Origin of the sequence: Paraburkholderia sp. CI2 (assembly GCF_014201055.1) — a bacterium.
Classification (GTDB): Bacteria; Pseudomonadota; Gammaproteobacteria; order Burkholderiales; family Burkholderiaceae; genus Paraburkholderia; species Paraburkholderia tuberum.
Genome location: NZ_JACHDL010000045.1, coordinates 1 through 17,766 on the forward strand (window position 1 = coordinate 1; position 17,766 = coordinate 17,766).

Genomic DNA, 17,766 nt, shown 5'->3' on the forward strand with positions numbered 1-17,766 from the left:
CGACCGAAACGCCCCGCTCGGCCATCATATCTTCCAGATGACGCAGGCTCAGCGGATAGGCCACGTACCAGCGCACACAAGTCAATATCACATCCAGCGGATAGTGCAGCCGTTTGAGCACCTTGTTCCTACCCGCATTCAAGCTCGTCATCGTAGATCACGTCTTTCGTTTTCCCAGCGCCACGATCGCAGATTGTCTTAATGCGACAGCGCCATTGTCGTCACGTGCGCCAGTCCCACGAGGACAAACGTCGATGGGCTGACTTCGCTGGGTGCGGCTGCAGCGAAGTCAGCAGTGACGAAACACGGCATCGAAACGGCACGATCAACTCCCGACAATACGACGCGCAGATCAATCTACTGATGCGGCAATCCTGCCTCTCACTCAGGATTTACATTCGTTCCACCACGACTTCGAGATACTCGCTCGGCAGGACAAGTGTTGCATCGTTCGACCGGTTCCCGTCCTCGATCAGTGTGATCAGATCGGCGAGGAATGCCGCCTGCCGTTCCCCTTCGAGTGAGGAGAACGCCCTGTTCATCGGCCCATAGAACGTGCGGAACACCTCGATGAAATGCGCCGACGAACGGTAGCGGAACGTAAAATCGCGGCTGATCGCAGTGATTTTCCGGGAGGTGCCGTCGAACAACTCGTCGAGGCGCGTCTTTGTGCCCCAGAGCGCTGGCGAATTCACGCCGGCCGGCGGTGGAATGTACTTGCCAATCGTCTTGAATAGCTTCCCAATGAAGCTATCTGGCGTCCAGTTGGCGAGGCCAATCCATCCTCCAGACTTGCAAACACGTGCGAGTTCGGCCGCCGCCTTTTCCTGATCGGGGCTGAACATCACGCCGAAAGTCGACATCACGATGTCAAATGAAGCATCCGCGTAGGGCAGCGCTTCAGCATCAGCTTCCTGGAACTGCACCCGGAGTCCTTCAGCCTGTGCGCGCGCACGACCCGAATCGAGCAGCGAGGCGACGTAGTCAGTCGACGTGACGTCGCACCAGCGGCGCGCGGCAGCAAGCGTCGCGTTGCCGTTGCCTGCGGCGACGTCAAGCACGCGACTGCCGGCGCGCAGATCAAGCGCCTCGCACAGGTTCTCCCCGACGATTTGCAGAGTGGTGCCAACGACGGCGTAGTCGCCAGTCGACCAGGCTGCCTGTTGACGGATCTTGACGGCGGCGAAGTCTGCAACGGGTGCGAAAGCGGAATCACCAGCGGACATAAATATCTCCTGAAAGACGGGCGCGACGCATTCGAAAATGCGTGGTTCCCGCGCCTCAATTGGCGCCGCGAAATCTTGATTTGAGCGTGCCCGCGCGACGATCGGGCAAACCACACGGGATCCGAAATTCGGCCTGTCGGAAATGCCGAGGTGGCGCTGGCACGATGTGTGACGTCCAGCGCTTCGGGCTTTCAGAATGTGACCTTTGTTGCGGAATCGCGTGAGTGCCAGTATCAGCACGTCAGTCGCGTGGAGGAATGACCGGGCGTCCAGATGTTTTGCCCGGGACGCCGAAAATAATGGGCGGATTCCGTCGCGCAGCGGCCGGCGCGATTTTGAGCGAATGGCTCTTCGACCATGGCAGATTCGCGAATTCTTAAGGCGAGCCGCATCGATCCGCTGGCGGACGAGTGATGCGGCGCACCTGACCGCCTTGCCTTCGCAAGCCGCCATTGGTTTTCCGAAGCAACGAAGGGCTGTTGTGGGTCGATTTTTGCCGCTCGCGACAGGCGGATGAGGTCAGGTGTTATGTCAAGAACGGCCGGTGTCCCATTTGCCGGGCTTGCGCGACTTCGAGTCGTTTATGACAGGCCACCGTTAGCTGTAGTGACCTGCATTTGAAGTCGGTCGGACCTGCATTCGACACGATTTCCGGCCAGCATTAACTGCAACTGACGGCGCGCGCGAACCCGGATTATCTGCAAACGAGCCTGCATTCAGCCGCGCCGACCTGCATTCCATCATCCTTCCAGTATTAGCGACAGTTTCATTGCATTTTGGCGCCGGGGCGAATTCGTGATTCGCTCCGGCGTTTTGTCGTTTGTAATTGCCTTGTGCAACTGGATGCCCGGTGACGTTGCAGATGCGGAAAGTATCTGTTGGGTGAAAGGTGATTGTAATGGTGCGTTAAACCGATAAACTGGCTTCAACGACTAAGCACACAGGCTTCCGCCCCCGGCGGTCGTTGTTTCGCTAACCCAGTATTTTCTGTTTCTGAAATTTAAATTGGAGAATTAATCATGGCTAAAACGTTTATCCCCATTCTCGCGCTCGTGTCGGTCCTCGCGCTGCCCACGATGGCATCCGCTAGCAGCAACGGCCCCCTCACCCGTGAGCAGGTGCGCGCGGAACTGGTCCAGTTGCAGCAGGCGGGCTACGACCGCAACCACGGTGACGCGCACTACCCGGCGCACCTCCAGGGCGCGCTGAAAAGCGTGGCGGCTCAGCAGGCACTCAGTGGCCACGGTGGCGTGAAATCGGGCTCGGCCGCTTCCGGCGCACCGACCCAGGTGGCCTCGGATCATTCGGTCTACAAAGGAAGTTGATGAGCTATCAGCCGGATGGCCGGGCGCTTTCCGCTGCCCGGCCCGGTGACCTCCGGCGAGCGGCATCGTCGCCGCTTGATCGCCTGCAACCGAGCCGGCCTTTCATCCCCTTCCAGTATCAGTCAGTGTCATTACATTTTGCGCCGGGGCGAATTCGTCATTCGCTCCGGCGTTTTGTCGTTTGTAATTGCTTCGCGTTAATAACGCGTGGTGACGTTGCAGACGCGACAAGTATCTGTTGGTCGAAAGGTTATTGTAATCATTCGTTAAACCGATAAACTGGCTTCAATGACTTGGCACACAGGCTTCCGCCCCGGCGGTTGTTGTTTCGCTAACCCAGTCTTTTCTGTTTCTGACTTTTAAATTGGAGAATTAACCATGGCTAAAACATTCATTCCGGTTATCGCGCTGGTGTCGGTCCTCGCGTTGCCCACGATTGCGTCCGCTAACAGCAACGGTCCCCTCACGCGTGAGCAGGTGCGTGCGGAACTCGTCCAGCTGCAGCAGGCGAGCAACAACCGCCACCACAGTGACGCGCACTATCCGGCGGGCGTCCAGGCTGCGCTGAAGAGCGTGGCGGCTCAGCAGCAGGCGTTCAGTGGCTACGGTGGCGTGCAATCGGGTTCGGCCGCGTCGGGGGCACCGACCCAGGCCTCGGATCATTCGATCTACAAAGGAAGTTGATTGACCCATCAGCCGGGTGGCCGGACGCTTTGAATCGCTCGGCCCGGACACACGACTGCATCGGGCGCATGCGCCAGAAACTGGGATCTGTCCGGACGTTATCTATATATGATAAGGCAGAGGATTTTTAGCGAAGCGCAGACGGCGCAACAGGCCCGCATTGGCACGACGCAGGAGCCGACTGTGCTTCGCTAAAAATTCTAATGTCCTTTATCAGATATAGAAGAATTGTCCGGCCGGATGTGCAGGGGACGCCGGAGCAGGCACACTTTCACGAGCGGCCGCGCCCTGCGGTCGCCCGTCATATCCGGCCACGCCGGACCTAACTTTCTGGAGCGCAAGCATGGCCGATATCGAGCAGTTCAAGGACGACCTGGAAAACAGCGCGGACGGCCTGATCGGCGGCAGCCGCGGCGACTTCATGGAAGCGCTGGGAGAAGCCGTGTATGCGCGCGTGGGCAGTGACCAGCTGGACGGCATTGTTGCCGCATACCTGAGGCTGCAGGAGGTCCTCGATGAAAACGTCGACAACCTGGACGACGAGGCTGACGAAGCGGTCGACAACGCAACCAGCGAATTCAGTGAGACGGTCGGCAAGATCCTCGGGGTGTAGTCCCGTCCCAGTTGTGGTTTCACTCAGTCCGGTGGTCTGGCTTCTGACGACAGCTACCTGGACTGGCTTGCTGGCCAGTCAGAAGGAGCCGGGCCATGAAACGTGACAGGCGCATCGTCGTTCAGGTAACAGAAAACCAGAAGCGCGCGATCCGGAAAAACGCCCAACGGCTCGGGCTGTCCGTCAGTGAGCTGATGCGGCAGGCTGCGAAGTCGCTCGTGCCAGCCCGTGACCCGGAAGACATCGCGGGGTTGCTCGATCGTGTCAAAGCCTCGACAAGGCAGGCGGGCGCGGCACTCGACGAGACGGCAGTGTTCGTCGCGGAATCGAACCGGCGCATCGAAGCCATGGCGACGCGCAAGGGGATCCTGTGAGCACACTGGTGACGCTCAATGGCACAGCCACACCGACATTGGTGATGGCGGCCGGCGATCGTGCCGGGGTCCGATTTCTGGAGTTCTTCGCATCGGCGATCCGCAACCCGCACACGCGTCGCGCGTATGCGCGTGCGGCCAGCGAATTCCTGACCTGGTGTGCCGGCGCCGGCGTGACGTCGATCGCGGCCGGCCCCAGTCATACCGCAAAGAAAGGGAAAACACCGGTGCTCGATGCGACTGAGGCGCGGCAGCTGCTCGACAGCATCGATGTGACGACGCCGATCGGCCTGCGCGACCGCGCGCTGATCGCGCTGATGGTGTTTTCGTTCGCGCGGGTCGGCGCGGCGCTGGCGATGCGGGTCGACGATGTCTATGTGCAGCACCGGCGCCTGTGGGTCCGTCTGCGCGAAAAGGGCGGCAAGCGGCACGAGATTCCTTGTCACCACACGCTCGAGGCCTATCTGCACGCGTACCTGGACGGCACCGGGATCGCCGACGACGCAAAAGGGCCGCTGTTCCGCACGATCGCGCGCGGGACAGCGCGGCTCAGCGCGACGCCGTTACCGCAGGCCAACGCGTACGCGATGGTGCGGCGCCGTGCGCTCGCGGCGGGTATCGGCACGAAGATCGGCAACCACACGTTCCGTGCGACCGGTATCACCGCCTATCTGAACGACGGCGGTACGCTCGAGAACGCAGCGGCGATGCCCAATCACGCATCGACCCGCACCACGCAGCTGTATGACCGGCGCCACGACGACATCAGCCTCGACGAGGTGGAGCGGATCCGCGTGTAAGACACGGTCGCTCTTTTCCCGGCTCGCTTCGCAGTTCATAGTAAATTGATTGTCTCCAACCGGCCACAACCTGCCCTTCAGCGAGCGGGCGAACCTGCCGTTGGAACGGCCGCATTACTCCGCTACCTGACCGACGAGCTACGCGCACAATTCGGCCATTGCGGACGGTGGCCGCCGAAGAACGTGCGGCAGGTCGAGATCGCTTAGCCGACATTCGCGACCCGGTACCGGCGAATGTCAGCATTCGTTATTGGCGAATGAGTCTTGTCGACCCTGACCGGTCGGTCGAGCCAGTTCCTCGCCATCGGCCGCCTCCAAAAGCACAGCGGCCGTTCACACGGCCACCTCGAATCGGCAAGGTCAAGTCCGTATTGCGTCGCAGAGCGAAGCAGCAGAGGTGACGGTCGCCTGTTTGGGGAATACCCGGTTCAGAAGCATATCGTGCGCCTCTCGGTCGGGATCGGCGCAGCAATCGCCCGCTACGATGATCTGGTAATCGAGGTCAAATGCTTGACGAAGGGTCGAAAGGACAACACCACTGGTATGTACACCTGCGACCACAAGGGTTTCAATCGCTTGCGATTGCAAAATGGTCTGGAGATCGGTTCCGCTGAAAGCCCCGATACGATGTTTGATAACAACTGCCTCACCTTCGACCGGAGCAACAGCCGGGTGGATTTGCGCCCCCGGACTGCCAGCTTGGCAAAGCCCATTTTTGGCAATGAAAGAAAATATCGAGTTGCGCGGGCTGACTTCGGGATAGCCAGGACGAAAAGAAACAACGACATAAATGACCAGCATGCCAGCAGACCGCGCGGCAGCGAGCAATTTCGGCATAAGCGACAGGACCTCACTGGAATCGGTGGGCGCCATGAACTTTCCAAGGGTGTCTATCTGGTAATCCATCACCAGCAGGGCAGATTTGCTGGGGTCGACAAGAAGGGGGTTGGTCATGTTTTCTCCGCAGTAAAAGCTTGGATGGACGGGGAACTTGACTAGCAAACAGGGGCGAGCATAACGTTATTTGAGTCTATACTCAAATAACGTTATCTGGCCGACAGTGGCCCGAACTGGCAAACTTCAGGCATGTCTTCACGCCCCGAGAAAAAAACTCACCGATCTGCCGACGCGCGTTCGAACCTTGATCGCCCAGCACTCGCGCCCCAGCGCAGCGTCGGCCGAGAGCGCGTTGCAGCAGTTATGGCAGCCGCATCCAGGGTAATCCAGGAGCGCGGCTACGAAGCCGCAACGATGGCCGAGATAGCGGAACGCGCCGACACGAAAGTAGGTTCGCTCTATCGTTTCTTCCCGAACAAGGAGCTTCTCGCCGACGCGTTGATGCAGCGCTACGACGAACTGCGCGAAGCACAGTGTGCAGAAATCGATGCACGCGCCAGCGTCATGCCGCTCCACGAACTGGCAGATCGGCTGGTGAACTCCATCGCGGAGATTTATGACGAAACCAGGGCGCTGGTCGCCTTGCTGGACGCTCGTTCGGAATGGGCAGGCAAGCGCCTTGAATATCGCAAGAAAACGCTCAAACGTATCGCCCATACCCTACAACTCAGGGCGCCTACCCTGCCGGAAGACAGTGCCGGGGATATCGCTGTCGTCTTGCTCAACAATATGAAGACGATTGCCGCCATGACGCTGGACCAATCTGCCCCGTCGAGCCCCGGCGGGCCTGACGAGTTGCGCTTAATGAACCGGCTTTACCTTGCTCACAAGCTCGCCCCTTATGAGAGAACTTGAATGAAGGCGGGTGTCCATCGCTTTATCGCAACGGTTACATTGCGGCGGCTACAACTGCATGCCGCCTAGCTACCGTTCGTTATATTGGCCAATGCGGGCGACACGCGTTGTCACCGGTCGAGAGGCAGTTTATTGCGTGAAGCGGTCGCCCAAATGACCGATCGCGAGTGTGGGCGAACGACGCTTCATGGCCGACTGTACTCGCTCACAGAGGCCGCCCCTAAGCCGCCGTTGAAGTTTTCAACGGCAGTTCTTCGGAACGTTCATTGAACTGGTGCTATCGGCCATCTGGGGTCGTTCGTCTGTGCATTCACATGGACATTCAAACGTCGCAATCCCCCTGATGGCGGACATTGAGGTGCGGACTGGATCCAGCAATTCATCGACCATCCCGGTCCATCAGGCAATCGGCGAAGCTTCCGGTGTCGGCAGTCTTCTTACTGGAATGTTGAACGGGTCGATCTCAATCCGCAGCGGAGGTCGACTGTCAGAGGACCGCCGACGTTGGTCGCGTCCAGCCCACGAGGTAGATTTTAGCAATTGGCCCGTGCGTAGTCCTACGATCGGCGGTGTCGGAACACGCCGACAATCATTCGATGATCGGAAAGCCCTTCTGGCTCACAACGCTTCATTAGCTGCCGCCTCGGTAAATATCAAGCATCAGTGCTGGGCCGCCATTTTTCTGAAAATCTTCCAGCTCACGCATCACTTGCGCGCGTGTTTTTCCAACGGGCACGGAGGGTGCCGGTGTGACGGCCGGAACCGCGACCTCTGAAACCTGCGGGGCGTTGCCATCCGTTACCGCCCCCTGCTGGTTGTTCGCCGTTTGGGCGAAGCATCCGTCTGCTGTGACTCCAGCTATCAGGGCCAGACAGACGGTGATCGATTCATAAAGTTTCATGGGAGTACTCCCTCGGAGTTTAAGAGATCGGCCTGTGCATCTTTCGCCGACCGACAGCAGTCTTCGCACGAACAGAGACAGGCTCGGCTCGTTGCGACGATCAACCGATCTGGATGCACTCGACGAATGCCTTTCCAGCGTTGCTGTCATATTCATTGTTGGTCAGGCGAAACGCCGTCACAACGCACATGCGTAGGCGACGGACCAGCAACGCAGACGAAAGATGTATGCAGTCCCGCTGGCTCATCCCGGGGACGTATCAGCTATTCGCCTTCAATGATTGCGGAGCGCCTTGCTGAACCTTCCAGTGCAGGCAAGGACACATCCCGTAGTTGATACATTTGTGGCTGATCGTAGAAACCGCGACCTGTTATTCTGTTTTTATGTGGTTACGCACGATGGTGTTGTGCGCCCATGACCACCGGCGCCCCGTTCGCTGGAGTGTGCCGTCTTACTCCGTTAGCCACTTTCGGTGGGGATCTGTCTAACCCGTGGTGCGCCGATACAGCCTCTCGACGTCGCGCACAATCCGCCCACGGTGGCTTTCCCGGTTCAAGCAGCCTTATGAGATTGTCAGGCTTCGTAGTACGCAGGTTCAGTTCGGCGGCTCAGGAACACGCGTTCCGGATGGACTATGCGAGGCGCTTCTTCGGACAGCGGAGGCTCGCCATCACAATCTTCACCGCGTTGTGGGTCGTGTTTTCCATCCACGACCTCGGGCGGTTAGACGTACTCGATCCCTCCCATCTGCACCACAATGAACTCATTCTCCTGAGAATCGCCGGGACGATCGGCATGACGGTGCCCGTGCTGTTGTGGAGCCCACACGCCACCGACGAGCGCTGGGCCGTCGGGCTGCTCAGTGTCTGGACGCTCGGTTGCTGGTTCGCGGTCCTGAGAATGGTACAGCTCTATCCGGGCGACCTAGCCTGGCGGGAAGCTTACCCGATCCTGACGTTTGCCCTTTTCATGATATTCATGGCCTTCCGGCTTCGCGTCATCACGGCGGCGTGGCTGATCGGGCTATGCGTCGTCAGTTACCTTGTCATGCTCTATCTCAAGCCCAGTGGCCAGAGCGTCGACGCGCGCGTGGAGTCGGTGATTGCGCATGCCACGATGGTGCCAATGATGTATATCGTCGGTTTGCTAGTCAGCATTCCGCTGGAACGTGCCGCGAGGCGCGAATTCATGTATCGGCGCACCTTGCGCGCGGCCAAGGCGCGCGTCGAAGCGGCGTCGCGCGCAGTCAACGAACAGAACCTACGCATGCAAGACCTCGTCAGGGAGAAAGAGCGGTTCTTCTCATCGGCGTATCACGACATCCAGCAACCTCTCGCCGCAATCAATCTCTTCATTCGAAGCGCCCGGACGAAGGCCAGGGACGGATACGCCGTGGATCGCGACCTGGATGTCATCGAGGAGACCGCGTGCGACCTTCTCGATATGTTCAAGGACATTCAGGAGTATAGCGAACTGGGTTCATACGTTCCGCACCTGGCGCCACTCGATACGCAGACCGTGCTTATGGAGGTCTTCGAGCAATACCTTGAACCGGCGAGATCGCGAGATATCGAATTCAGAATCAGCGAGCGTCGGCGCCACCCTCCACCCATTGAAAGCGACCGCTCCTTGTTCAAACGAGCATTGGCCAATCTTGTATCGAATGCGATCAAGAACACCTCCGCGGGGGGAGTCGTAATCGGCTGGGTGCTGATTGGGGAACGGCTTCGCATTGACGTATGGGACACGGGCATCGGCATCTCGCCCGCGCATCGGGATGCGATATTCGCCGAGTACTATCAGATTAACAACCCTGGCCGCGACCGGTCGAAAGGCCTTGGACTTGGGTTGTCTATCGTCAATCGGGTTGTCGGAATTCTGCCGAAGCACAGCATGCGTTTCTGGTCGGTCGAAGGGCGCGGGTCACGCTTCTCCCTGTACGCTCCGATATCGCAATTAGCACCCGTGATCGTGATGGAAGATCAAGCGAACGCAGCATGCACGTCCATCCTTAACGGCAGATACATCCTGCTTTGCGACGACGAACCGACCGTTCTCGAAGGTCTGCGCCGACTATTCCTCAGTGCTGGCGCACTGGTGGATACCGCCGGATCAATGGCGGGATTCGAAGCGATTCTCACCGACGATGGCCGCGCACCCGACATCATTGTCACCGATATCCGGTTGCGCGACGGGCCGACTGGCATTGAGGTTGCCGAACGGATCAGGCAGCATTTCGCCTGGGCGGGCGTGCTTCCCGTCGCATTCATCACTGGCGAACTGGTGTCTCCGCACGCACTTCGCGATTTCACCGAGCCGTTCGTGCTGTTGCGGAAGTCTTCCACGCCGGAAAGCACGCTCGCTGAAGTCAGTCGGTTCGTTGCTGCCCAACGGCCGACGGGCTTCGATCATGTACGGGATCCGTGACTGGCGGGACGCCGAGTTTGATCCCTTTATCCGCCAGCATGACGATGAGTTCCGTACGGCGCCGCAGATTGAAATGCGCGAGCAAATGACTGACGTACTTTCGTACCGTAATGTCTTCGAGCCCCATTCTCAGCGCAATCGCCTTGGACGGGAGCCCGCGCACCAGCCACGCCAACGTTTCGAACTCTCTCGGAGTGAGTCCCAGCTCGGATGCGCTGCTCATTTCCGAATTACCGCTCGGCTGTGCCTTCCCAGGCCCACTTACCGGAGCCCCCTCCGTGCCCATGTCACGCCTGAGCCTCGCGATGCTGGCGGCGGGCAGGAACACGCCCCCGGCAAGCACTGCGCTTATCGCTGCATGAAGGGCTTCAGGAGGTGACGACTTGGGTACATATCCCATCGCGCGAAGTTCGATGCACCGACTGATGGTTTCCACGCTCTCATCGGCGGATATCACGATCACCGGTAACGACGGGCGCGACTCCTTCAGTGTGGCAAGCGCGCCGCAACCGTGGCCGTCGGGAAGATCGAGATCGAGAAATGCGATGTTCAGGAGCTCGCCAAGCGCATGCTTTACGCCTTGAGACAACGTACTCGCGTGCAGCAACTCGATGTTCGGAAAGAACTCTCTCAGCAGCAGCGCCAATCCGGCTCTGAACAGCTCGTGATCGTCGACGATCAGTACGCGCATCTCATCGTCTCCCAGGACCGCTTTCGAAGCGAGCTGCAATTACACAGCTGATGATGCTACCTCCGTAGCAGTCGTCCGCCATGTTCAACACGAATAGTACACGCAGGGCCCCTATGTCACGGACGGTGGCGACTGACCCATGTGGCGTTGCCTCGAAAGTGGCGGTTTTCGCCCGTCACCCGACACCCACCGCCTGACCTGATGGGCGAACGGCTGGAGGACTTTGCGGATTCGGAAAGCGGCCATACAGGTGGCGGCAGGCTCTATGTCCGTAGTGGGTCGATCACGGTCTTCCGCGTCGGGCAGCGGTCGGCCATGAACGGACGGTCGACAAGGGAGGCTAGCTTGGTCACAAGCCAGGTCTAGTTCGCGAACAATTTGAATACGTGCGGCAGCGCACCAAGCCGCGCCGACGTTCGAGGGAACATTTCTTGGCGCTTGGCCTACCCTCTATGAGGCGACGCCGTTCCCGGGTATTCGTGTGTTGTTCCGGTCAGGAGGTGTACCCGTGAAGACCATCGTCGCGACGCCACACCTGTCAATGTTTGCGAGGCAGTCTTGTTATGCCGCATTGTTGCTTGGCTGCCTGACAAGACTCGTCGCGGCTCAAGAGCCAGCAAGTACGGAAAGTACGCCCACGACTGTTGCCCGATCTACAAGGTCGGAGAACGCATAATTGTCTGGCGGCGCATCGCCGCTTAAACGGTTTCGCTTTCGATAAACTCATTCAGATCGGTGCTTCGCGCAGCGGCGCAGTCATGGACAGATGCATCTGATCTCACCTCAGCGCCACTAGCCTGAGCGCGGTTTAGCAAAGGAGTACGCTCAGCCGGAGTGTCGCGATCCGGTCGTAGAGAGAAAGTGGTCAAGTGGTGGAGGAACTATCAACCGGACCAACGATGCAATCGATCGCAGTCCGGTCCTGTTTCATCCGTGATCGGCCCGCCCCGCTCAGGACGCATCTTCCCCGAGCGTTATTAGGATCCCCTGACACGCGCGGAGAAACAACTCAAGAGTGGCCGGGGCTACATTCGAGTTGAGGTCCTTCAGCGCGTCGGTAAGATCTGCAATGGTAGTATCGATCGTGTTTTTAAGACTCGTCATGCGCTGCAACGCGATACCTTCGCTGCTTGCGAGAGATTTGCAGGCGGCGATCATGGCCTGCAGCGGGCGTATCTGATTATTCAGCGCATTGACTTGGTTTTGCAAGTCGTCCACCTGTGACTTCCAGTGGAAGTAAAGACCTAGCGCTATGGCCAAACCTGCGAGGCCGAGTGGGCCGAGCGCGAGAAGATAGTAGTATCGTTTCTGCGCCGCTTCCATTTGGCCTTTGGCAGCGTTGACCTGTCCTTGCAGCGTCGCAATTTGAGACTGCATAGTCCCCTCTGCGTTGCTCAACGTCGTAAACGAACCAGATACCTCGTTTGTAGCAGAGCTGAGCATCGCCACGAGTGAAGTGGCCTGACTCCTATAATTCGAGATCGTGTCGGTAATGCCAGAAATGATCGAAGCGATCTTGCTGGTAGCGTCAGCGTTTTTTTCAAGCTCCGCAATCGCGGTATCTAGGGCCGCCTTTGCTGGGCCGATCGAGGCAAGCAGGTTGGTTTGGAATACAGGGGCTTCGGTCAGAATGGTGTGGAGAGACTGACAGACAGAGGTCTGCACCGAGGCCGCCTGCGCGGGAAGTTGCTGGATTGCCTGAACGTCAGCAACGCTGGTCTTTAAGGCCGTCAAGGCCTGTGTGAATGAGCCCATTTTAGTCCTTGATTGGTTGGATTGGCCCGATCGGGTGGCGTGGCGATAGCCACCCGATTATGTGGTTTTGCCTGAGATAATCAGGCCGCCTGTTTGACCCCGTCATTTGCGGCCGCCGCGATGAGCTGGCTAACGGTCTGATTAGGTGCGGCGACTTGAACGGTCACGCCAGCCATTTGGGCCTTGACCGTCTGGATGTCCTGCAGAAGCGTTCCGATCTCGCCATTAGCGGCCGTAACAAAGAGAGTCCGCACATCGTCAGTGCTCATCACTCCGCTCTGCAGGTCGCCAATGATGTCAGTGAGATCCGAGGCGACGCTATTCCACGCGTTCGCCATGGCCGTCGCGGCTGTGATGGCGTCGCCGACCTTATTCGAAAGTGTGGTGTACCCCCCGCTTACCGCAGTCGCGAGCTTCACTTCATCCTTCAGGCGGCTTTCTTCGCCGAGGAGCTTCCCTTTGCTCTCGTTTGCGGTGACCAGAGCAACGACCGAACCTGCTTCGCCGCCGACGCCGGCTGCCACCATCCCGACGCCACCGACGACGGCTCCAGTCGACGTGCCGGCAGTAACAAAGTCGGCGATTGCGCCTACGCAAATCACAAAAACGCCGCCCGCAATTGTGAGCGTACTTGCGACGATGCCAGCAATGGCGCCATCGATCGTCGACTGGAGCGTACCCAGTTCGTCATTGATTTGCGCGAGCACTCCGTTGTCGCCGTTGACCGCACTGTTCAGGTTCGTCACGGTGGTCGCGAAGGATTGGGAATCGGTCTGCAGTTGCCCGCGGAAGACCTGAAGGTCGTTCACCGTCTTCAGGGCAGACGTACGGTAGGTTGTGGACTTATCGAGAACACTCTGGAGCAATGCAGTCCACTGATCGACCGACGAGCCCGCGGGAAGGGTTGCTGGAAGCGCCTTGTTCAACTGATAGTAGTTGCCGATGTCCGCCATGTTTTGGATCACCTGCGGCTGGAGGACATTCAGATAGTTGTTTGCGTGCCCTTGCGCGGTGGCCAGGCCGCTATTGATCTGGTCTTGGTAAGACTGAAGGCCAGGGATCTTTGAGAAGTCCACCTGTGGTTGCTCTAGCACGCTATTTGCGTACGTCTGAATGATGAGCGCGGCGGACATCTGGTCGGTGTTCGCATCACCGATAAGTTTCGCGTTTCTGCCTACGTTGGGCATCGCATTCTCGCTAAAGAAATTGTGAACATACGGTGAGCGGCATTGACGACATGGCGAGCGGAGTTCACGCAGCGTTGCTCGCGTTTCTGCCGCGGCTGAAGAATAGTCAACTGCGGAGGGCGAGAGGTACCTAGCTAATTAGATAGGTCATTTTGACGAGATCCACAGCCGTAAACCCACGTTAAGGCGTAGTGTTTTGTGAGTGATCGGCCTGCCGGGATGCCGCGATGATCCCCGACTCCATGCCCGGAGTGCGTCGAATAAGCCGCGGCGCTATGATTGCCGTGCATCGACACGGTAACCGGCCCACGGTGGGGGGGCGATCGTTGCGACAGTCCGGAGTCTGCTAGTTGAGCGCGAACGTCCGTTTCGGAGAAACCCGAAGGGCTCTTCAGGGTCGACTTGCGACGATCATCCGTTGCGGGCCGGCAAGCGGTTCTCAACTCAGCTATCGGACCGGGTTCGGCCATCTCCGGCCGTTGGCCCGTGCCGTCATGTGCACTTTCGAACGGCGCGTTCGCATGCGGAAGCGGCCATCCCAGCCTAACCAGGCGTCCGAGCCGAGATCCCTCGGTGAGCCTCGATCTGCGGCTCGACTTGCACGTTGGGTGCGCAAGTGATATCTCGAAACAGCACCCGATCCATCACCGTGGGCTCCCGCTTCCCCCCAGCGGCGGCTCGTTGCAGGGTCCGCCTTTCGGCGCCACTGCCTTTTGGCGGCCTCGCGTTGGCACATGGGCTCAAACGATGCGCGATTGAAACAAAGCCATTGCGCTTTCAATGGCGCGCGTGCGACCTTACAAGTCACCAGCATTACGAACCGAGCGAGAGATCAATATGGGTATCGGTGCCACGCGCGACTCCCTGTCGCATATTTTTTTCCAGCGCTGCTTCTGGCTGTTTGTCGTGCTGCTCGTTCTCATCGGCGCGGTGTCGTTCGTCCCCGCGAGCGACCACGGTCGCCTGATTGTGAATGGTGTCAACATGTTCCTCCTCATCGCGACGGTCGCAGCTGTCGGGCGCACGACACTGTCGTTCCTCATCGCGCTGTTACTCGCCGTTCCCGCGGTGTGGTTCCAGTATCTTGGTCTCTGGCGCGACAGCGACACGGATCTGGCATGGTCGTGGATGTTCAGCGCCGCACTTTATTTCATGACCACCGCGTATCTACTCCGCTACGTTTTCCAGCCGAGGATCATGACGCAGGACAAGCTGTTTGGCGCTGCGGCGGCTTATCTCCTGATCGGTGTGCTCTGGGCGTACCTTTACGCGATCATCGGATTCGTCTATCCGCAGTCGTACATGATCGTCGGGCAACCGGGGCGACTGGTCTATGCCGATGCCCTTTACCTGAGCATAACCGTGCTCACCAGTACGGGCTTCGGAGACATAACGCCGCTCACGCGCCCAGCGCGCGGCATATGCATGATCGAGCAGATAACCGGAGCTTTGTTCGTCGCGATACTCATCGCCCGCCTGGCGGGGGTGTATCCGCCGCGAGAGAGTTACATCGACGACAGAGCGCCGTAGGCGGTCAATGAGTCTGCCTGCGCGCGCAACCCGGCTTCCGAAAGGCGGTAGCCGCGATTGCCATGGTCGCGTGCTGCCAGTCGTGGCAAGGCAAAAGTCGATCGTACGACGATCGTCAAGGCTCGCCCACAAAGGCACAAAGGGGCATTCGCATCTGGCAGTACTGTCGTGCGTCTATCCGATACTGGGATAGTGCTTTGATAACCTGAGACAGTTATTTTGCATTCTTGCGAATCACTGAAGCGGACGCGGTGAACTGCTGTTGGTAAACGCGAACGGCGAAAATGGCCAACGATTTGCCGGATGGCAGTCACGCACGGATGCCCCTTTTGACCTCGAGAGCGGCCATTGAGGTTGCTTGAGGCTCAACGGCCGGAGTGGGTCGAAAGTACGCGTTCGTTGAACTCGGTAGCGGCTGTTCGCCGCCGCTCCTCGATGAACGACCGGTGAGCAGCGGTAAGCAGGCACGTCCGCGTCGACACACGAACAACAGCTGTGGCCGAACTGCTGTCTCTGAGGCGCCGTCATGAACGATCGGACCATCTTGTTATCTGCGCTTGAACTCCCAACTGCGCGACCGGCGGCAATGCGGTCTGGAAGACCCATTCAGCGATAGCGATAACTTGTTCAACCGAAGGCAGCCAGCCACCCCAGTGTGTCTACGGTGAGTTCGGGATGCGGCGCGACATACGCCGAGCCATGATCGGCAGTCTGAGCGACGCGCGGACCCGCAACGGGAGTCGCTCTCGTGGAAACCGCAGAGATTCATCCTGTCGACAGATATTGGCGCTTCGAGTCCGGGCACGACAGCCTTCAGGGCTTGCATTGAGCCATCCGGTGCGGACGGCGGATCGACACGCAGCAATGGCCCCGGCGTATTGCGGGCGCACTGCTGGCAAACGTCAACGCTCATATGGGCGCTGTCGCCGAAAATCGAGCCAAAGCCGCCACGCCAGTCGAGCGACCTCTTTTCGTACCACTCCCACTGATCGTCAACGGGCGTCATGCGCCGGCCGCAGCGGTCGCATGTGCAGGCCGCGACCTACCGCACGGTCCTGCCCCGGTATTTGCGCATGACCTACCCCTTTCCCCAGTCCGAGTTTTCCCAGTCCGGCGGCACGAGACCAAGCTGCTTCGCAGTGTCGACCGGCAGGCGCAACAGCACCGTGCGCGGGCCGCGCTCCATGTTCCCGAGCATCGTGACTTCAGCGGCTACACCGTCGAGCTCCAGATACACGACGTCGTCCGGCTCAAGAATCTCGGTGTAGAGATCCCAGCCGGGCTGATCACCCTCTTTCGCCTGATACCTGATGTGGTTCCTGGTACTCGTGAATCCCTGTCCCTTTTGCGAGCGTTTAGCCGATGCCCTGATTGTCGGCGGCCAATCGCTGCAGATACTGGATGCGGTCCGCGGCGGCGCCTCTCATTTCACTGTTCATCATGCGATCCCGGTTGGCCAGAAATGTTCGCGAGGTGCTCCGGCCTTATCCCTTCTTCCCGATGGAGCAGCCGATCTGAATGCTGCCATGACAGACTCGAGTCGATAACCGCAACAGGCTCCGGGGAGCGCCATTGTCGCAATCTCCGATGCCCGGCGTATAGGGTGTATGGCGAGAAGCAGGTTGGCCGAGCGGCCGCGCTGCTTGACGCTTATAAAATTTACAGCGCATTCCAGAACGCCATCATCGCTCATCACCGACCGTGCACCGCACTCGGGTTCCGGAGAGCCTTTCACTATGGGACAATCGATCCCGTTGCTGCAATGGCGGTACAGGAATGGGAGCGAGAGAACGGTGCGTGAGAGCTGTCAGGCATCCTGCGGGCAAAATACCCGCTCATCTTCGACGTCAACCCGACAGTCGCTGATGATCTGGATGCCATCCCAACGGTTTTCTCCCTGTGGGGTTTCGAGTGCGGCGACGGCTGGTTCGATCTGATCGACATGTTGTGCGCGAGGCTGCAACTTGCTACAAGGCACGGCGCACCGCTGCGGCATCAGCGCTGGCCGTTGAGAAAGTCGAACCAGTCGTGCGCAAAGGCACAGCCGTGGTCAGGAATGCCCGAACCGGCCAGCGTCTCGTCGAAGTACGTTCTGGCCGGTTCAGGAATCTCATCGAGACGTACGTAACGGTAGCCTGCGGCATTCACGTGAACCGTCACCAGCGGTAGCGCGGGTCGCGGCGGTAATGCTTCGCGGCCCTGGTTTAGTGCGGCCGCAACACAGCGCGCAACGAGATCCCATACGCTGCCCGCCCATCTCGGATAGCCGCGCACCGTGGCCCGCGCGCCGACCTGCCGGAGCGCCGCATCGTCCAGGGCCACCCTGTAGTCCGCGAGTGCGCCGCCACTCACGCGCGCGATGTCCGCCGTCGCGATGACCCGCTTTCGGTCTTCCCGTCCACCGGGCAGCAATTCAATGGTGATTCGAAGCATTCGCTTGTCCTTCTGGTGTTTGTCTCATCCGGTGCCGCAGTTGCGCGGGCGCGCATCGCGTCGAGGTC

Annotated in this window: 16 protein-coding genes and 1 pseudogene; 8 read left to right on the top strand and 9 right to left on the bottom strand. The window is 59.2% G+C overall.

The features are described from left to right. Positions 1-151 (bottom strand): annotated as a pseudogene (locus tag HDG32_RS34825) (IS6 family transposase); the annotation flags it as partial. 241 nt (positions 152-392) lie between these two features. Further along, a complete protein-coding gene (locus HDG32_RS34830) occupies positions 393-1,226 on the bottom strand; it encodes a class I SAM-dependent methyltransferase (protein WP_184074291.1) in 834 nt (277 codons plus the stop codon). 1,019 nt (positions 1,227-2,245) lie between these two features. Here HDG32_RS34830 and HDG32_RS34835 point away from each other — a divergent pair. The 5 genes from HDG32_RS34835 (at position 2,246) to HDG32_RS34855 (ending at position 5,022) form a co-directional block, all read left to right on the top strand. Next, complete coding sequence (locus HDG32_RS34835; protein ID WP_184074259.1) at positions 2,246-2,551, top strand: DUF4148 domain-containing protein; 306 nt, start codon at positions 2,246-2,248, stop codon at positions 2,549-2,551. A gap of 378 nt (positions 2,552-2,929) precedes the next feature. Continuing rightward, positions 2,930-3,235 (top strand): DUF4148 domain-containing protein, encoded by a 306-nt coding sequence (locus HDG32_RS34840; protein ID WP_184074261.1) that lies wholly within the window; start codon positions 2,930-2,932, stop codon positions 3,233-3,235. 343 nt (positions 3,236-3,578) lie between these two features. Continuing rightward, positions 3,579-3,848 carry a hypothetical protein gene (locus tag HDG32_RS34845; protein ID WP_184074263.1) on the top strand — a complete coding sequence of 90 codons (270 nt, stop codon included), beginning with the start codon at positions 3,579-3,581 and terminating at the stop codon, positions 3,846-3,848. Between the two features lie 95 nt (positions 3,849-3,943). Next, complete coding sequence (locus HDG32_RS34850; RefSeq protein WP_184074265.1) at positions 3,944-4,222, top strand: plasmid mobilization protein; 279 nt, start codon at positions 3,944-3,946, stop codon at positions 4,220-4,222. A 44-nt stretch (positions 4,223-4,266) separates the two neighbouring features. Beyond that, positions 4,267-5,022 (top strand): tyrosine-type recombinase/integrase, encoded by a 756-nt coding sequence (locus HDG32_RS34855; RefSeq protein ID WP_184074292.1) that lies wholly within the window; start codon positions 4,267-4,269, stop codon positions 5,020-5,022. Positions 5,023-5,382: 360 nt separating this feature from the next. Here the strand turns inward: HDG32_RS34855 and HDG32_RS34860 are convergent, their stop codons facing one another. Next, positions 5,383-5,976: a cysteine hydrolase family protein gene (locus HDG32_RS34860; protein WP_184074267.1), complete on the bottom strand. Its 594-nt coding sequence runs from the start codon at positions 5,974-5,976 to the stop codon at positions 5,383-5,385. 246 nt (positions 5,977-6,222) lie between these two features. Between HDG32_RS34860 and HDG32_RS34865 the strand changes: the two genes are divergently transcribed. Then, positions 6,223-6,774 carry a TetR/AcrR family transcriptional regulator gene (locus tag HDG32_RS34865; protein ID WP_184074269.1) on the top strand — a complete coding sequence of 184 codons (552 nt, stop codon included), beginning with the start codon at positions 6,223-6,225 and terminating at the stop codon, positions 6,772-6,774. A 631-nt stretch (positions 6,775-7,405) separates the two neighbouring features. Here HDG32_RS34865 and HDG32_RS34870 read toward each other — a convergent pair. After that, the gene (locus HDG32_RS34870) at positions 7,406-7,675 is read right to left on the bottom strand and encodes a hypothetical protein (protein WP_184074271.1); all 270 of its coding nucleotides are present in this window, start codon (positions 7,673-7,675) and stop codon (positions 7,406-7,408) included. Between the two features lie 627 nt (positions 7,676-8,302). Between HDG32_RS34870 and HDG32_RS34875 the strand changes: the two genes are divergently transcribed. Continuing rightward, entirely contained in the window at positions 8,303-10,102 is a 1,800-nt protein-coding gene (locus HDG32_RS34875) for a hybrid sensor histidine kinase/response regulator (protein ID WP_184074273.1), read from the top strand. Here the strand turns inward: HDG32_RS34875 and HDG32_RS34880 are convergent. From HDG32_RS34880 to HDG32_RS34890, 3 genes are all read right to left on the bottom strand, one after another. After that, positions 10,044-10,793 (bottom strand): response regulator transcription factor, encoded by a 750-nt coding sequence (locus HDG32_RS34880; protein ID WP_184074275.1) that lies wholly within the window; start codon positions 10,791-10,793, stop codon positions 10,044-10,046. The genes HDG32_RS34875 and HDG32_RS34880 overlap by 59 nt on opposite strands. Before the next feature lie 951 nt (positions 10,794-11,744). Then, the gene (locus HDG32_RS34885; RefSeq protein WP_184074277.1) at positions 11,745-12,548 is read right to left on the bottom strand and encodes a hypothetical protein; all 804 of its coding nucleotides are present in this window, start codon (positions 12,546-12,548) and stop codon (positions 11,745-11,747) included. A gap of 80 nt (positions 12,549-12,628) precedes the next feature. Further along, the gene (locus tag HDG32_RS34890; RefSeq protein ID WP_184074279.1) at positions 12,629-13,735 is read right to left on the bottom strand and encodes an HBL/NHE enterotoxin family protein; all 1,107 of its coding nucleotides are present in this window, start codon (positions 13,733-13,735) and stop codon (positions 12,629-12,631) included. Positions 13,736-14,572: 837 nt separating this feature from the next. Between HDG32_RS34890 and HDG32_RS34895 the strand changes: the two genes are divergently transcribed. Further along, the gene (locus HDG32_RS34895) at positions 14,573-15,265 is read left to right on the top strand and encodes a potassium channel family protein (protein ID WP_184074281.1); all 693 of its coding nucleotides are present in this window, start codon (positions 14,573-14,575) and stop codon (positions 15,263-15,265) included. A gap of 1,078 nt (positions 15,266-16,343) precedes the next feature. Here HDG32_RS34895 and HDG32_RS36910 read toward each other — a convergent pair. Then, on the bottom strand, positions 16,344-16,502 hold the full coding sequence (locus tag HDG32_RS36910; protein ID WP_260336710.1) for a hypothetical protein: 159 nt from the start codon (positions 16,500-16,502) through the stop codon (positions 16,344-16,346). A 758-nt stretch (positions 16,503-17,260) separates the two neighbouring features. Further along, positions 17,261-17,698 (bottom strand): hypothetical protein, encoded by a 438-nt coding sequence (locus tag HDG32_RS34905; protein ID WP_184074283.1) that lies wholly within the window; start codon positions 17,696-17,698, stop codon positions 17,261-17,263. Positions 17,699-17,766 lie beyond the last annotated feature (68 nt).

Coding starts and splice junctions, on each gene's coding strand:
- HDG32_RS34860 (WP_184074267.1), bottom strand. CDS start 5,976: ATGACCAACCCCCTTCTTGTCGACCCCAGCAAATCTGCCCTGCTGGTG.
- HDG32_RS34880 (WP_184074275.1), bottom strand. CDS start 10,793: ATGCGCGTACTGATCGTCGACGATCACGAGCTGTTCAGAGCCGGATTG.
- HDG32_RS34830 (WP_184074291.1), bottom strand. CDS start 1,226: ATGTCCGCTGGTGATTCCGCTTTCGCACCCGTTGCAGACTTCGCCGCC.
- HDG32_RS34865 (WP_184074269.1), top strand. CDS start 6,223: ATGGCAGCCGCATCCAGGGTAATCCAGGAGCGCGGCTACGAAGCCGCA.
- HDG32_RS34870 (WP_184074271.1), bottom strand. CDS start 7,675: ATGAAACTTTATGAATCGATCACCGTCTGTCTGGCCCTGATAGCTGGA.
- HDG32_RS34845 (WP_184074263.1), top strand. CDS start 3,579: ATGGCCGATATCGAGCAGTTCAAGGACGACCTGGAAAACAGCGCGGAC.
- HDG32_RS34840 (WP_184074261.1), top strand. CDS start 2,930: ATGGCTAAAACATTCATTCCGGTTATCGCGCTGGTGTCGGTCCTCGCG.
- HDG32_RS34855 (WP_184074292.1), top strand. CDS start 4,267: ATGGCGGCCGGCGATCGTGCCGGGGTCCGATTTCTGGAGTTCTTCGCA.
- HDG32_RS34850 (WP_184074265.1), top strand. CDS start 3,944: ATGAAACGTGACAGGCGCATCGTCGTTCAGGTAACAGAAAACCAGAAG.
- HDG32_RS34895 (WP_184074281.1), top strand. CDS start 14,573: ATGGGTATCGGTGCCACGCGCGACTCCCTGTCGCATATTTTTTTCCAG.
- HDG32_RS34885 (WP_184074277.1), bottom strand. CDS start 12,548: ATGGGCTCATTCACACAGGCCTTGACGGCCTTAAAGACCAGCGTTGCT.
- HDG32_RS34905 (WP_184074283.1), bottom strand. CDS start 17,698: ATGCTTCGAATCACCATTGAATTGCTGCCCGGTGGACGGGAAGACCGA.
- HDG32_RS34835 (WP_184074259.1), top strand. CDS start 2,246: ATGGCTAAAACGTTTATCCCCATTCTCGCGCTCGTGTCGGTCCTCGCG.
- HDG32_RS34875 (WP_184074273.1), top strand. CDS start 8,303: ATGGACTATGCGAGGCGCTTCTTCGGACAGCGGAGGCTCGCCATCACA.
- HDG32_RS34890 (WP_184074279.1), bottom strand. CDS start 13,735: ATGCCCAACGTAGGCAGAAACGCGAAACTTATCGGTGATGCGAACACC.